Below are 13,260 nucleotides of genomic sequence, written 5' to 3'. Positions count from 1 at the left end.
CTCCCGGCAGTGTGTCACGTCACTTCACCGCCCCACCGGTCAGCCCGGAGACGATGTACTTCTGCAGCCAGAGGAACAGCACCATTGGGGGAAGGGCGGCGAGCACGGCGCCGGCCGCGAAGACTCCCCAGTTGGAGCTGGTCTCAGTGGAGACGTACTGGTACAAACCGATGGCCAGGGTCGAGGTATGTGGGTCGGCACCAAGAATGACCGAGGCCACCACGTATTCGGTGAAGGAGCCGATGAAGCTCAGCAGACCGACGACCGCCAGAATCGGGGCCACCAGCGGCAGGATGAGGGTGAAGAAGATGCGGGCATGGCCTGCACCGTCCATCCGGGCAGCCTCGTCGAGGGACTGCGGCACGGTGTTGAAGAAGCCGTACATGAGGTAGGTGTTCGCTCCCAGGGCTCCGCCCAGGTACACCATGATGAGCGCCAGCCGGGACCCGATGCCCAGCACCGGGTAGACGTCACCGAGCCATGTCAGTAGCAGGAAGATGGCCACCACCGTCAGAAGCTGGGGGAACATCTGAACCAGCATGAGAGCCAACAGACCACCGCGACGCCCCTTGAAGCGCATCCGGGAGAAGCTGTAGGCAGCCAGAGCTCCCAGGAAGACGGTGAAGATCGCGGTGACCGCGGCGATGATGACGGTGTTGAGGTACCACCGACCGTACGGACGCACAGGGTCGCTCATGAGTTTGGAATAGTTCGAGAAGTCGATCTTCGAGAACAGCTGGTTGGAGCCGGTCAGGGTGCCGCCTGGCGACAGGGACGCCGAGAGCACGTAGACCAGTGGGAAGGCCGCGAAGACAACAGCGATGATGCCGAGCAGATGACGCCACCACTGCGACTTGAGTCGCTTGGAGAACGGCGTGCGGCAGTTGGCGTCCTTGATGGCAGAGGACACTGTTGCGGTGCTCATCAGTTGACCTCCTCAAGGTCCTTGGTCTGGCGGAATCCGAGCCAGGAGATCACGCCGACGATGATGAAGATGATGACGGAGAAGGCGCTGGCCAGGCCGTAGTCACGACTGGCACCGGAGAAGGCGACCTTGTACACCATCGAGATGAGGATGTCGGTGGCGCCGACATCGAGGCTGGTGTCGGTGAATCGGGGGCCACCGAGGGTCAGCATGTAGATGAGGACGAAGTTGTTGAAGTTGAAGGCGAAGGAACTGATGAGCAGCGGTGCCAGCGGCACCATGAGCAGTGGCAGCTTGATCTTCGTGAAGGTGCGCCAGGCGCTCGCGCCGTCGATCCGAGAGGCTTCCAGGATGTCTCCCGGGATGGACTGCAGAGCGCCCGTCGAGACGATGAACATGTAGGGGAAACCCAGCCACAGGTTGACGATGAGGACCGCTGCCTTGGCGATCCAGGGATCTGTCAACCAGGGAATGGATGCTCCACCCAGCAACACCTGGTTGATGAAGCCGAACTCCTGGTTGAACATCCCCGACCACACCAGGGCTGACAGGAACCCTGGGAAGGCATAGGGCAGGAGCATGAGGATGCGGTAGAACTTCTGTCCCTTCATGGAGGTGTCGTTGAACAACAGGGCCAGGGCCAGACCGAGGGCGAAGGTCGTCAACACCGATAGCACGGCAAAGGCGAAGGTCCACGCGGTCACCCTCAGGAACGGTCCGCGGACATCATGGTCGGTGAGAGCCTTCTTGAAGTTCTCGAACCCGACGGTGACCTTCCAACCGGGCTCCAACGCCTTGCCGGAGGCTGAGACGAAGTTGCCGTGACCGTTGTCCTTGTAGACGGTGCCGTTCGTGTCAGTCATCGTCGCGGTCTTCTCGTCGTAGGTCATCGTCGAGGTGAATTCGAAGGCCTGTGAGCCAGTCGTGGTGCGGATGAATCCGGCTGATGAGCCCTTGGAGACGGGAACCTGCAACTGAGAGATCTCATCGCTGCGTTGGGACACCTCAGAGAACGGGAGAACGCGGTAGCCCGGAAGATCTTTGATCCTTCCCAGAGAGTTGAGCTGCGCCCCATCGACGGGTTCTAGGGGCTGATCGGACGTGCCAGCTCGTACCTTCTTGGTACTGGGATCGATGATGATCAGGGCCAGCTTGCCATCCTTCTCGGCGACGCTCGAGTCATAGACCGGAGCGTTGGGGACACGTTGCTGGTTGTCTCGTTGGATGGCTGCGACGGCGTCGTCATGACTGCCGTTGTGCCCATCGCCGTAATTTGTGAAGCCCACGTAGATCGTGTAGGCCATCACGCCCACCGAGAAGACGAGCATGAAGACGATGCCGGGAGCCAGGTACTTGGCCGGCAGCATCCGGTTGGGTGGCAGGTAGATGAGGGTGATGATGACGGCGATGACGCCGATGCCGATGGCCATTGCAGTGGATCCATGGGCGATGGCAGTCATGACGCCGTAGACGGCGATCGCGTCGAGGACGCCGAGAAGTGCGATCTTGAGGATCCAGGCCCACAGTGACCCGGAGTACTTGCCGCTGGCTGCGGCGACACGCTTTTCCCGTGACTCGTGGTCGACGGTTGATGATGACGACATGATGTGGGGTTCTCCGGTTCAGCGGGGCATGTGAGGAAACGCCGGCACTGGCGTTGCGGGAGGTGGGGGCGCGCGACGTCGTGCGCCCCCACCTGGAGGCTGAGATCAGCCCTTCTTGATCTTGTCGTTGATGGACGTCACGGCCTTGTCCCAGGTGGCCTTGGGGTTGGAGACCTTGCCGCTGATGATCTGAGCCTCGGCGACGCCCCAGTCAGCCCACACCGATCCCATGGCGGGGATGTTCGGCATCGGGACGGCCTCCTGGCCGACGGCGCCGAATGCAGCGACGTCCTTGTCCGCCTTGGCCTTCTCGAAGGCCTGCTTGTTGGCCGGTGGACGATTGCCGACCTTGAACAGCTCGGCCTGAACGTCCGGGTTGCCGACGTACTCGACGAGGAACTTCTGGGTGGCGACGGCGTTCTTGGTCTTGGCGCTCATCCAGAATCCCTGGACGCCGACGAACGGGGTGGCGGGCTGGCCACCGGCAGAAGGGATTTCGCTGATCTCGTAGCTGATGCCAGCCTTCTTGAAGCCGTCGAGGTTCCACGGTCCGGTGAGGATGAAGGCAGCCTCGCCCTTGCCGAACAGATCCTTGGAGATGTCCTGGGAGATGTTGAGGTTGAGGTTCTTGGCCTTCCCCTGCTCGGCCAGCCATGCGGCGAACTTCTCGCCATTGGAACCGCCCATGGCGACCTTGGCGGCGTCGAAGCCATTGTCCTTGAACTCGAAAACCGGGGCGCCGAAGGAGGCCTGGAATGGGTACAGGTGGTACGGATCGGACTCCTTGGGGTCAAGCCCCACGAGGAAGGGGTACTTCGCGCCGGACCTCCTGCCCATCTCGATCATCTCGTCGAAGGTCTTCGGGGCGTCGGTGACGAGCTTGGTGTTGCGAACCAGAGCAATGTTCTCGGTGGCATAAGGAACGCCGTAGATCTTGCCGTTGACGGTGAAGGCCTGGATGGCGACGCCCTGGTAGGCGGAGGTGTCGTCGAGCTCCAGTGGGGCGACGACACCGTTCTCGACCATGCGACCGGTGCCGTCGTGGGCAGCGATGGCGGCGTCAGGGCCCTTACCGGTCGGGACCTGGGTGATGAAGTCGTCGGGGATCTTCGCGAAGTCCTTGACGGCCAGCTTGACGGTGACCCCGGTGTCGGACTTGAACTGCTCGGCGACCTTCCGAAGGACGGGTTCACGGTTGGAGTCAGTCCACACCAGGATTGAGCCGGCAGCTCCGGCGGCCGAGGACGCAGCACCGGATGCTGACGAGGTGGATGACGAGGGGGAGTCATTGCCGCCGCATGCGGACAGGACGCCGACGGCAGCAACACCGAGACCTCCAAAAAGCATTGAGCGACGCGTGATGTCAGGCATGTGGGTACACCTTTCGAGGCAGCTCGACGCTCATCGTCGAGCACGTAGTTGTGCATCAGGCCGACGTATCGCTGTCGGTCGTTTGCAGCGTGCTGTCAGTGTTGCAAAGTGTTACACGGTTGTCTAGTCCAAGCGAGGTGAGATTTATCACTATCTAGCAGCTACGAGTCCCGGGCGGCGTTCTAATGGGTTCTGACGACGAGGACCGCGCCTGATGAAAGTGTTGCGGTCTTGGTCTGCATCGTGGCGCTTCGTCGCCACGATGGGCTCCAGTCGGGGCTTCGTCGTGGTACTCCCTACACCCCGGTGAAAAGGCCAGTTGGAAATCAATACACTACCGCGTATTCTGGGAATTAGAATGTCTAGGGTGACTGGAAATTGATTGCGGGAAAATCGTACTCGCCAAACGTGTATAACGCAGGGAATTCCTCGTTATCACGCCATTCTGGCGCTGGGCTCTATTTTGGTGGTCTCGCTATTGGCCGTCAGCTGTGCAGCTCGGGTAGAACTTCGGGGCAGATCTGCGGATATATCGTGCAGGATAATTTTGGTCGCATCAAGCTTGATGGTGTTACGGCTGGCCATCAAATAACGCTTGCAAAGCAAGAGGGTAGATGGAATTCCCATGGTTATAATGGTATTAGAGGGGGGGAGATTCAGGCGGCCCCATCCATTATAACAATGGATCTGGAAAGATGGTCTATGCCGACCTGGTTAAAGGTTACTCGTGGTGGAAGCCGGGGACACAAAAACGATGCACCTACTACGCCACGCAATTGAGTGGAGTTCGCGCGTGGAAAAGCTCAGTCCGATGGTGAGGAGAAGCTCGGCATGGTGGGGTGCCATCGTCGTGATCGTACTGATGGCCACGGCGTGCACCTCGACCCCGAAGCCCGACGGTCCGGCCTCATCACCTGTCGCGACGACATCATCAGCGGCACTGGCTATGTGCCGAGACCGAGGTCAGCTTGACCGCGCTCAAGAACTGACTACATCCAATCTTGCCCACATCAAGGGACACAAGGCCTGGGTGTGCTGGGTAAAACCGTCAGGTCAAGCGGAGGGGGTCGTGCCTCAAGGCCCTTACAGTGACGCCGATATGCGTGAGACCCGCAAGTCCGGAATCCTGGGCGACACACCCGTTCCCACTGACGCGGACTGCCATGTCGCGCCAGGCAAGGTGTACATACTGACTGACGATGGACAGGTGTGGTGGCATCGGATCGTGGAGTGCGGGGAGAACTTGAGCTGACGACCGAGAGCCACCTGACAGTCGCGGGTCGCGATGTCGTCGGCAGGCACCAGCAGGCCAGTGATGACAGCTACACGAGGAATCGCGTGAGGTCGTCCATCCTGCACAACGGCCCGTCGACGGCACGGGCCTTCAACTGCTGTCTGGCATGGTCACGGTTCCAGCTGGTCACCTCCACGACCTGATCCAAGATCCGGCCCTTGTCCTTCTCCGAAGCGGCCTGGTAGGCCCGGGCATACTTCTTGGTGCTCACACCCGATCGTGGCCGACACTCACTTCGCGGGGAAAAATGTGTGGGGTACGGACCCTTGCTACGCGGGGACTTTATGTGAGTGTCGTCGCAGGCTTGACGGAGTGGGTGTTCTGGTGTTGCGGCATTTGATTTCGGGAAAAGGGTAACGACGCCCTTTGGTCATCGATGACACCTGTGTCTGCTAGTGCTGTTACCTCGTTCAACGGTGAGAATGATGATGGTTATGAACAAGAATTCATGATTGGCTTTGGTTCTTGTGGGGATTCTCTGCTGTGGTGTACTTCAGGCGGGGGTGTCCCAAGCGTCACCAGAAGAGGGGGAGCTGGTCCGTGCGATCTGTGAGAGTCCTCGGTCTGCTGATGGGGATTATTCCTTTGATGGCTCTCCTTTCAGGGAAGTCAATGACGCCAGTGATGAATTGGCGAGCGTTTTCGATCGGTATCGTGACGTATGGGGTGGGGGCGAGTTTTGTCGTGATTATTCTGGCTTGAGGGTTTACGTCAAGGACCCTTCGAGCGTGGAAGAAGTCGGTGACGTGGTGAGAAAGCTAGCTATGCTGCCAGTTCTGATGGTTGGTCTCGTCGGCCTGTCGGGGTGTGGCGACTCTTGAGGTCTCTCCTTCTCCGAGCATCAAGGTGACCTCGTCTGCAGATGTCCGCTCCGCATGTCAGGACACCAGCGTCATGTCTCGGGCGGAGAAACTCACCACCTCGAATGTTGATTCCCTCAAAGGACACAAGGCATGGGGCTGTGTGATTGGTGGGGGAGGATGACGGCGAGGTTCTGCAGTTTGAGTCCTTCGCCCAGTCTGACGTCGACTCGATGAGAAAAAGCCCCGAACATGGCTGATGTCCCGCTTTCCAAGGGATCCAACTGTGAGGTCACCAACGAGGTGACGGTCCTCTTCCTCGACGATGGCCGTGTCTTCCAGCATCGAGTGGTCTAGTGCACCTATGCCGACGAGAAGTGATTCTCTTGGCGTTGCGCAGATGGTCCGGCTTCGTATCAGTGAACCCGAGCCGCATGTGGTCCAGGCCTGGCCCCGCCTTTTGGTGCCCGGGGTGCCCACCGGCGGGTCGGCATCGGCATAGGGTTGCCTAACTTGCATCAGGGTCGGTTTAAGTAACAATGGAGTTGTGAAAAATTCGACCGACACCGAGGTGGCCGCCGCAGGTCGCGACGTCGTCGGCGAGCACCAGCAGGGGGGCGCGGATAGCTCCACGAGGGATCGTGTGATGTCGTCCATCCTGCACAATGGCCCGTCGACGGCCAGTGAGCTGGCCGATCGTCTCGGCCTGACAGCAGCGGCAGTGCGCCGCCATCTCAGTTCCCTCGTCAACGAGGGCCTCGTCGATTCCCGCGAGAAGAGGGTCTTCGGGGCCCGCGGCAGGGGTCGCCCCTCCCGCGTCTTCTTCCTCACCGATCATGGGAGGGCTGATTACTACACCGCCTATGACGACCTGGCGATCTCGGCTCTACGGCAACTTGCCGACGCCGTCGGACCGTCGGCACTCGATGCGGTGGCCAAGGCCCGAGTCGATGACATCGAGTCGCGGTATCGCGCCCTGCGGGAGAAATGTCCCGATGAGGTTCCTGCCCAGTTGTTGGCCGAGGCCCTGTCGGCAGACGGGTACGTGGCGACCACTCAGCCGGCGGGCGCCGGGCAGCAGATCTGCCAGCACAACTGCCCGGTTGCCGAGGTGGCCAAGGTCTTTCCGCAGCTGTGCGAGGTCGAGACCCAGTTGTTCTCCGAACTCCTCGGGTCGCACGTCCAGCGGTTGGCAACGATCGCTCACGGTGACGGGGTGTGCACCACCCACATTCCCGTCGACGTCGAGATCACCCGTCGGGCACTCTCCGAGCCGTCCAAGCGTCCATCCATCCGAAAGGATCACTCATGACCCAGGTTGACACCCCCACAAGCCTCCCGGGCACCGGCGCCAGCCAGGACGAACACCTGGCTGCCCTCAGCGGCTACAAATACGGCTGGCACGACTCCGATGCCTACGCAGCAGCTTCTCAGCGCGGACTGTCCGAGGATGTCGTGCGCGGCATCTCGGCCATGAAGCATGAGCCGCAGTGGATGCTTGACATGCGTCTCAAGGCCCTCAAGCTCTTCGGGCGCAAGCCGATGCCGACCTGGGGCGTCGACATCAGCACGATCGACTTCGACCAGATCAAGTACTTCGTGCGCGCCCAGGAGCGTCAGGCCCAGTCCTGGGAGGACCTTCCGACCGACATCAAGAACACCTACGACCGTCTGGGCATCCCGGAGGCCGAGAAGGATCGTCTGGTTGCCGGTGTGGCCGCCCAGTACGAGTCCGAGGTCGTCTACCACAAGATCAACGAGGAGCTCGGCAAGCAGGGAGTGCTGTTCCTCGACACCGACACCGCCCTCAGGGAGGAGCCCGAGCTCTTCCGTGAGCACTTCGCCAGCGCCGTCCCGCTCGGTGATAACAAGTTCTCCGCGCTGAACTCCGCCGTGTGGTCCGGTGGCTCCTTCATTTACGTGCCGAAGGGCGTCCACTGCACCATCCCGCTGCAGGCCTACTTCCGCATGAACACCGAGAACCTCGGCCAGTTCGAGCGGACCCTGATCATCGTCGACGAGGGTGCCTACGTGCACTACGTCGAGGGCTGCACCGCCCCGATCTACAAGTCGGACTCACTGCACGCGGCAGTCGTCGAGATCATCGTCAAGAAGAACGCCCGTTGCCGTTACACGACCATCCAGAACTGGTCGAACAACGTGTACAACCTCGTCACCCAGCGTGCCTACGTCGAGGAGGGCGGCACGATGGAGTGGATCGACGGCAACATCGGTTCCAAGGCCAACATGAAGTACCCCGCCTGCTACCTCATGGGCCCGCACGCCAAGGGTGAGGCTCTGTCGGTCGCCTTCGCAGCCGAGGGACAGCACCAGGACACCGGCGCCAAGATGGTCCACAACGCCCCGTACACCTCGTCGACGATCGTTTCCAAGTCGATCTCCCAGGGCGGTGGACGCTCGGCCTATCGCGGCCTCGTCGCCGTCGGCAAGGACGCTCACCACTCCTCCTCAGCAGTGCGCTGTGACGCCCTGCTGGTGGACGATATCTCGCGCTCGGACACCTACCCGTACAACGACATCCGTACCGACGAGGTGTCCATGGCCCACGAGGCCACCGTCTCCAAGGTCAGCGAGGATCAGCTGTTCTACCTCATGCAGCGTGGTCTGACCGAGGAGGAGGCCATGGCCATGATCGTGCGCGGATTCATCGAGCCGATCGCCAAGGAGCTGCCGATGGAGTACGCCCTGGAACTCAACCGGCTCATCGAGCTGCAGATGGAGGGTGCGGTCGGCTGATCCGACCCCCGCCCAGACGAACCCCACTTTTCCCAGAAAGAGAGAAACTGCGTTGAGCGCACCAGCCGCCGCGCCCAGAAAGGGCCACAACGTCGCCATCGAGAACGACGTCGAATCCCATCTGCACCCCACCCCGTCGTGGGAGGTCGCCGATCATCCCATGCCCACCGGGCGTGAGGAGATCTGGCGGTTCACCCCGATCAAGACCTTCACCCCGATCCTCTCCGAGCTCGCTCTCGAGTCGAGCCAGGAGGCCGACGTCATCGACGTCGACGTCAGGGGGGCCGAGGGCATCACCGTCACCGACCTGGCTGCCAGCGAGCTGAATGACCTGGCCGAGACCCCGCAGGACCGTCTGTCGGCTCTGGCCGCAGCCGACCCGCACGCCGTCAATCATCGTCTGGTCATCCCGGCCGAGGCCGAGCTCAAGGTTCCGGTCGAGATCACCGTCAATGGTCACAACGACGAGATCTCCTGCCACCACAACGTGGTCGTCGAGATCGGCAACCATGCCCAGGCCACCGTCATCGTTCGTCACCGTGGTGTGGCCCGTCTCGGTGAGAACTGGACCTTCCGCGTCGGTGACGGTGCCCAGGTGACCGTCCTCTTCGTCCAGGAGTGGGACGACACCGCCATTCACGGTGCCCAGATCTCCTTCGAGATCGGTCGTGACGCCACCGTCCGCACTGCCCAGGCCAGCTTCGGCGGCAAGGCCGTGCGCATTTCCCAGACCGCCTCCTACGACGGCCCCGGTGGCAACCTGACCCAGCTCGGTGCCTACTTCGCCGATGCCGGCCAGCACATCGAGCACCGCCTGTTCGTCGACCACAATGCCCCCAGCACCGAGTCCCACGTGGACTTCCGTGGTTGTCTGCAGGGCAAGGACGCGCACTCGGTGTGGATCGGTGACGTCCTGATCCGTCCGGTGGCCGAGGACATCGAGACCTACGAGTCCAACAAGAACCTCGTCCTCACCGAGGGCTGCCGTGCCGACGCCGTGCCGAACCTGGAGATCCAGACCGGCAACATCCGTGGCGCCGGACACTCCGCCTCCACCGGACGCTTCGACGCCGAGCAGCTGTTCTACCTGCAGTCGCGTGGTGTCGAGGAGGCCGAGGCCCGTCGTCTCGTCGTGCATGGCTTCTTCACCGACATCGTCCGCAGGATCGGCGTGCCAGAGATCTCCGAGGAGCTCGTCGCCCGCATCGAGGCCGAGCTCGTCGAGAACCTCGGCCCCTCCACCACAGCGGAGGAGGACTGATGCCGGTCGTCACCAGTTTCTCGGCCCTCGAGGAGGATTCCCCGCAGGAGTTCGAGGTCGACGGCACCGAGATCGTCCTGGTACGCACCGAGGGTGAGGTCCACGCTATCGGAGCCATCTGCACCCATGCTCAGGTGCCGATGGCTGACGGTGACGTCGAGGACTGTGGCCTCGAGTGCTACATGCACGGGTCGATCTTCGATCTGCGTACCGGCAAACCCCGCAGCCTTCCGGCCACCGAGCCGCTTCCCGTCTATCCCGTGACCATCGACGGCGACGACGTCCTCGTCGACGTCGCCAACCCCATCACCAAGGAGTCCTGAACCACCATGGCAACCCTGCAGATCAATGACCTTCACGTCGACGTTGAGACCGAGGCCGGTCCCAAGCAGATCCTCAAGGGAGTCGACCTGACCATTAACTCCGGAGAGGTCCACGCCATCATGGGCCCCAACGGTTCCGGCAAGTCGACCCTGGCCTACACCCTGGCCGGTCACCCCAAGTACACCGTCACCGGTGGTTCCGTCACCCTCGACGGTGAGGACCTGCTGGCGATGACCGTCGATGAGCGTGCCCGCGCCGGTCTGTTCCTGTCGATGCAGTACCCGGTCGAGGTGCCCGGTGTCTCCGTCGCTAACTTCCTGCGTACCGCTCGTACCGCCACCGACGGTCAGGCCCCGAAGCTGCGCACCTGGGTCAAGGAGGTCAATGAGGCCCTGACCCGTCAGGAGCTCGACCTCGACTTCGCCGAGCGGTCCGTCAACGAGGGATTCTCCGGTGGTGAGAAGAAGCGTTCCGAGATGGCCCAGCTCGAGCTGCTCCACCCGAGGTTCGCGATCCTCGACGAGACCGACTCCGGCCTGGACATCGATGCCCTCAAGGTCGTCGCCAACACCGTCAACCGGTACATGACCGACCCTGAGCATGGGCTCATGCTCATCACCCACTACACCCGAATCCTGCGTTACGTTAAGCCCACCCAGGTTCACGTCTACGTCGATGGCCGGGTGGCCGCCACCGGTGGTCCGGAGCTGGGTGAGGAGCTCGAGGCTGAGGGCTACGAGAAGTACGTGTCCGCTGTCAAGGCCAACTCTTGATCATGAGCTACGACGTCGAGAAGATCAGGAAGGATTTCCCCATCCTGTCCACCAGGGTGGGGGAGTACCCGCTGACGTACCTTGACTCGGCCAACACCTCCCAGAAACCGCAGGTCGTCATCGACGCCCTGAGCGAGCACTACGCCCGACACAACGCCAACGTTGCTCGGGCCATGCACCAGCTCGGGTTGGAGTCCACCCAGGCATACGAGGGCGGGCGTGAACGCACCGCGCGGTTCCTCGGGGCGTCTCGTCCCGAGGAAGTAGTGGCCCTGTCGAACGCCTCGGAGGCTCTCAACCTGTGTGCCCACACCTTGGGTGAGCGTCTCGGACCCGGTGACGAGGTCGTCATCTCGGTGATGGAGCATCACTCCAACCTGGTGCCATGGCAGCTCGTGTGTCAGCGCACCGGAGCCACCCTGCGGTGGTTCGACATCACCGATGAGGGCCGTCTCGACCTCGAGAAGGCCGAGGCGGAGGGCCTCATCAACGAGTACACCAAGGTCGTCTCCCTGACCCTGGCCTCCAACGTGCTCGGCACGATCAACCCGATCGGGATGATCGCCGAGCAGGCCCATGCCGTCGGTGCCGTCATGGTGGTCGACGCATCCCAGGCCGTCCCACAGATGCCTGTTGATGTGTCGGCCCTGGGAGCTGACCTGGTGGCTTTCACCGGCCACAAGATGTGCGGCCCGACCGGTATTGGCATTCTCTGGGGGCGCTACGACCTGCTCGCCGAGCTCCCGCCCTTCCTCGGCGGTGGCGAGATGATCGAGGTCGTGCGCATGGAGGGATCGACCTACGCCGAGCCCCCGCATCGCTTCGAGGCAGGCACCCCGCCGATCGCTCAGCTCGCCGCCCTCGGCGTGGCCGCTGACTATCTGGATGGCATCGGGATGGAGGCCATTGCCGAGCACGAGCACGAGCTCGCGGCCCGGATGCTCGAGGGTCTGCAGACCGTCAAGGGGGTGCACATCCTCGGACCGATCGACGCCACCGCCCGTACCGGCACGGTGTCCTTCACCATCGAGGGAGTACATCCGCACGACGCCATGAGCCTCATGGATGGTCACGGGGTCGCAGTGCGCGGTGGCCACCACTGTGCCAGGCCGTTGCACGAACGGCTGGGAATACAGTCGTCCCTTCGTGCGTCGTCATACCTGTACTCCACCACGGACGAGGTGGATCGGCTCGTCGAGTCCGTCGAGTACGCTCGGAGCTTCTTTGCCGGAGGTGTCGCATGAACGTCGAGGAGATGTATCAGCAGATCATCCTGGATCACTACCGGGAGAAGCACCACAGTGGTCTGCGCGAGGACTACGACGCCGAGGTGACCCAGGTCAACCCGTCTTGTGGCGACGAGTTGCTGCTGCGGGTTCACCTGGATGGCGACGTCATCTCCGACGTGTCCTATGACGCGGTGGGGTGCTCCATCTCCCAGGCGTCGACCTCGGTCATGACCGATCTCATCATCGGCAAGACCATCGACGAGGCCCAGGAGCTCTACCGCGGCTTCCAGGAGATGATGCGCTCTCGCGGCACCATCGAGCTCGACGAGGACACCTACGAGGACGCCATTGCCTTCGAGGGAGTCGCCAAGCTCATGGCGCGAGTCAAGTGCGCGATGCTCGGCTGGTCAGCACTGGAGGACAGTCTGCTCAAGGCGACCGAGAAGGCTCCGGCCACTGCCGATGCGATCGCTGAGAAGAACGAGACGAAGGAGGAGGGCTGATGAGCGATGACAACGCCGTGCCCGCCCAGGAAGTGACGCTGACGGCCATGCCGACCGTCGACGACGTCATCGAGGCGATGAAGGACGTCATCGACCCCGAACTCATGGTCAACGTCGTTGACCTCGGCCTCGTCTACGGGGTCAACATCGACGACGAGGGCAATGTCACCATCGACATGACGCTGACCAGCCCCACCTGCCCGCTGACGGATCGGCTGGAGTATGACACCCAGACGGTGCTGGAGGGGATCGTCAAGTCCGCGACGATCAACTGGGTGTGGCTGCCGCCGTGGGGTCTGGAGCGCATCACCGATGATGGCCGGGCGCAGCTCCAGGCGATTGGCTTCAACGTCTGAGTCTGTCGTCACGCCCCTGTGCCCGCAGGGACTGACGGGAGGGGCCGGGGAAGACCCAGCCCC

16 protein-coding genes and 1 pseudogene are annotated in these 13,260 nt (G+C 62.2%); 12 read left to right on the top strand and 5 right to left on the bottom strand.

The genetic code is table 11. The features are described 5' to 3' along the window. Positions 1–19 precede the first annotated feature (19 nt). The 3 genes from AC6I1W_RS10745 to AC6I1W_RS10735 all read right to left on the bottom strand — a co-directional run bounded on the left by AC6I1W_RS10745 (position 20) and on the right by AC6I1W_RS10735 (position 3,741). Positions 20–925, bottom strand: a complete 906-nt coding sequence (locus AC6I1W_RS10745; RefSeq protein WP_270236715.1) for a sugar ABC transporter permease — start codon at positions 923–925, stop codon at positions 20–22. Then, positions 925–2,529 carry an ABC transporter permease subunit gene (locus AC6I1W_RS10740; protein WP_270236713.1) on the bottom strand — a complete coding sequence of 535 codons (1,605 nt, stop codon included), beginning with the start codon at positions 2,527–2,529 and terminating at the stop codon, positions 925–927. Before AC6I1W_RS10740 ends, AC6I1W_RS10745 begins: the two co-directional genes overlap by 1 nt. Before the next feature lie 105 nt (positions 2,530–2,634). Continuing rightward, positions 2,635–3,741 (bottom strand): sugar ABC transporter substrate-binding protein, encoded by a 1,107-nt coding sequence (locus AC6I1W_RS10735; protein WP_270236712.1) that lies wholly within the window; start codon positions 3,739–3,741, stop codon positions 2,635–2,637. On the opposite strand from AC6I1W_RS10735, the gene AC6I1W_RS10730 reads away from it, so the two are divergent. Then, positions 3,725–4,027: a hypothetical protein gene (locus AC6I1W_RS10730; protein ID WP_416241598.1), complete on the top strand. Its 303-nt coding sequence runs from the start codon at positions 3,725–3,727 to the stop codon at positions 4,025–4,027. The two genes, AC6I1W_RS10735 and AC6I1W_RS10730, sit on opposite strands and share 17 nt — an antisense overlap. Positions 4,028–4,335: 308 nt before the next feature. Here AC6I1W_RS10730 and AC6I1W_RS10725 read toward each other — a convergent pair whose 3' ends face one another. Then, positions 4,336–4,527 (bottom strand): hypothetical protein, encoded by a 192-nt coding sequence (locus tag AC6I1W_RS10725; RefSeq protein WP_138774602.1) that lies wholly within the window; start codon positions 4,525–4,527, stop codon positions 4,336–4,338. 153 nt (positions 4,528–4,680) lie between these two features. Here AC6I1W_RS10725 and AC6I1W_RS10720 point away from each other — a divergent pair, with 153 nt between their 5' ends. The 3 genes and pseudogenes from AC6I1W_RS10720 to AC6I1W_RS10710 all read left to right on the top strand — a co-directional run. Further along, positions 4,681–4,872, top strand: a complete 192-nt coding sequence (locus tag AC6I1W_RS10720; protein ID WP_036975357.1) for a hypothetical protein — start codon at positions 4,681–4,683, stop codon at positions 4,870–4,872. A 97-nt stretch (positions 4,873–4,969) separates the two neighbouring features. Next, entirely contained in the window at positions 4,970–5,152 is a 183-nt protein-coding gene (locus AC6I1W_RS10715) for a hypothetical protein (RefSeq protein WP_216362421.1), read from the top strand. Then, positions 5,149–5,277: pseudogene (locus AC6I1W_RS10710) on the top strand (transcriptional regulator); the annotation flags it as partial. The gene AC6I1W_RS10715 and the pseudogene AC6I1W_RS10710, both read left to right, overlap by 4 nt. Here AC6I1W_RS10710 and AC6I1W_RS10705 read toward each other — a convergent pair. Next, positions 5,223–5,405, bottom strand: a complete 183-nt coding sequence (locus AC6I1W_RS10705; protein ID WP_065673449.1) for a hypothetical protein — start codon at positions 5,403–5,405, stop codon at positions 5,223–5,225. The pseudogene AC6I1W_RS10710 and the gene AC6I1W_RS10705 sit on opposite strands and share 55 nt — an antisense overlap. 1,136 nt (positions 5,406–6,541) lie before the next feature. On the opposite strand from AC6I1W_RS10705, the gene AC6I1W_RS10700 reads away from it, so the two are divergent. From AC6I1W_RS10700 to AC6I1W_RS10665, 8 genes are all read left to right on the top strand, one after another. Beyond that, positions 6,542–7,306 (top strand): helix-turn-helix transcriptional regulator, encoded by a 765-nt coding sequence (locus AC6I1W_RS10700; protein ID WP_065673450.1) that lies wholly within the window; start codon positions 6,542–6,544, stop codon positions 7,304–7,306. Continuing rightward, entirely contained in the window at positions 7,303–8,751 is a 1,449-nt protein-coding gene (sufB, locus tag AC6I1W_RS10695) for a Fe-S cluster assembly protein SufB (RefSeq protein ID WP_015582398.1), read from the top strand. The genes AC6I1W_RS10700 and sufB overlap by 4 nt, the downstream gene beginning before the upstream one ends. Before the next feature lie 160 nt (positions 8,752–8,911). Beyond that, positions 8,912–10,012: a Fe-S cluster assembly protein SufD gene (gene sufD / locus AC6I1W_RS10690; protein ID WP_036976103.1), complete on the top strand. Its 1,101-nt coding sequence runs from the start codon at positions 8,912–8,914 to the stop codon at positions 10,010–10,012. Then, positions 10,012–10,335: a non-heme iron oxygenase ferredoxin subunit gene (locus AC6I1W_RS10685; RefSeq protein ID WP_270236709.1), complete on the top strand. Its 324-nt coding sequence runs from the start codon at positions 10,012–10,014 to the stop codon at positions 10,333–10,335. The genes sufD and AC6I1W_RS10685 overlap by 1 nt, the downstream gene beginning before the upstream one ends. A 6-nt stretch (positions 10,336–10,341) precedes the next feature. Further along, entirely contained in the window at positions 10,342–11,109 is a 768-nt protein-coding gene (sufC, locus tag AC6I1W_RS10680; protein ID WP_004808738.1) for a Fe-S cluster assembly ATPase SufC, read from the top strand. 2 nt (positions 11,110–11,111) lie between these two features. Next, entirely contained in the window at positions 11,112–12,353 is a 1,242-nt protein-coding gene (locus AC6I1W_RS10675) for an aminotransferase class V-fold PLP-dependent enzyme (protein WP_270236706.1), read from the top strand. Further along, positions 12,350–12,841 carry a Fe-S cluster assembly sulfur transfer protein SufU gene (gene sufU / locus AC6I1W_RS10670; RefSeq protein WP_117188569.1) on the top strand — a complete coding sequence of 164 codons (492 nt, stop codon included), beginning with the start codon at positions 12,350–12,352 and terminating at the stop codon, positions 12,839–12,841. Before AC6I1W_RS10675 ends, sufU begins: the two co-directional genes overlap by 4 nt. Next, positions 12,841–13,197, top strand: a complete 357-nt coding sequence (locus tag AC6I1W_RS10665) for a metal-sulfur cluster assembly factor (protein ID WP_004808735.1) — start codon at positions 12,841–12,843, stop codon at positions 13,195–13,197. The genes sufU and AC6I1W_RS10665 overlap by 1 nt, the downstream gene beginning before the upstream one ends. Positions 13,198–13,260 lie beyond the last annotated feature (63 nt).

The organism is Cutibacterium sp. KB22876 (assembly GCF_059728865.1).
This window is presented reverse-complemented; position numbering and strand designations above follow the sequence as displayed.

Excerpts from the sequence above, each read along its gene's own strand:
- AC6I1W_RS10745 (WP_270236715.1), bottom strand. The coding sequence starts at position 925 with ATGAGCACCGCAACAGTGTCCTCTGCCATCAAGGACGCCAACTGCCGC.
- AC6I1W_RS10740 (WP_270236713.1), bottom strand. The coding sequence starts at position 2,529 with ATGTCGTCATCATCAACCGTCGACCACGAGTCACGGGAAAAGCGTGTC.
- AC6I1W_RS10725 (WP_138774602.1), bottom strand. The coding sequence starts at position 4,527 with ATGGGAATTCCATCTACCCTCTTGCTTTGCAAGCGTTATTTGATGGCC.
- sufB (WP_015582398.1), top strand. The coding sequence starts at position 7,303 with ATGACCCAGGTTGACACCCCCACAAGCCTCCCGGGCACCGGCGCCAGC.
- sufD (WP_036976103.1), top strand. The coding sequence starts at position 8,912 with ATGCCCACCGGGCGTGAGGAGATCTGGCGGTTCACCCCGATCAAGACC.
- AC6I1W_RS10685 (WP_270236709.1), top strand. The coding sequence starts at position 10,012 with ATGCCGGTCGTCACCAGTTTCTCGGCCCTCGAGGAGGATTCCCCGCAG.
- sufC (WP_004808738.1), top strand. The coding sequence starts at position 10,342 with ATGGCAACCCTGCAGATCAATGACCTTCACGTCGACGTTGAGACCGAG.
- AC6I1W_RS10675 (WP_270236706.1), top strand. The coding sequence starts at position 11,112 with ATGAGCTACGACGTCGAGAAGATCAGGAAGGATTTCCCCATCCTGTCC.
- sufU (WP_117188569.1), top strand. The coding sequence starts at position 12,350 with ATGAACGTCGAGGAGATGTATCAGCAGATCATCCTGGATCACTACCGG.
- AC6I1W_RS10665 (WP_004808735.1), top strand. The coding sequence starts at position 12,841 with ATGAGCGATGACAACGCCGTGCCCGCCCAGGAAGTGACGCTGACGGCC.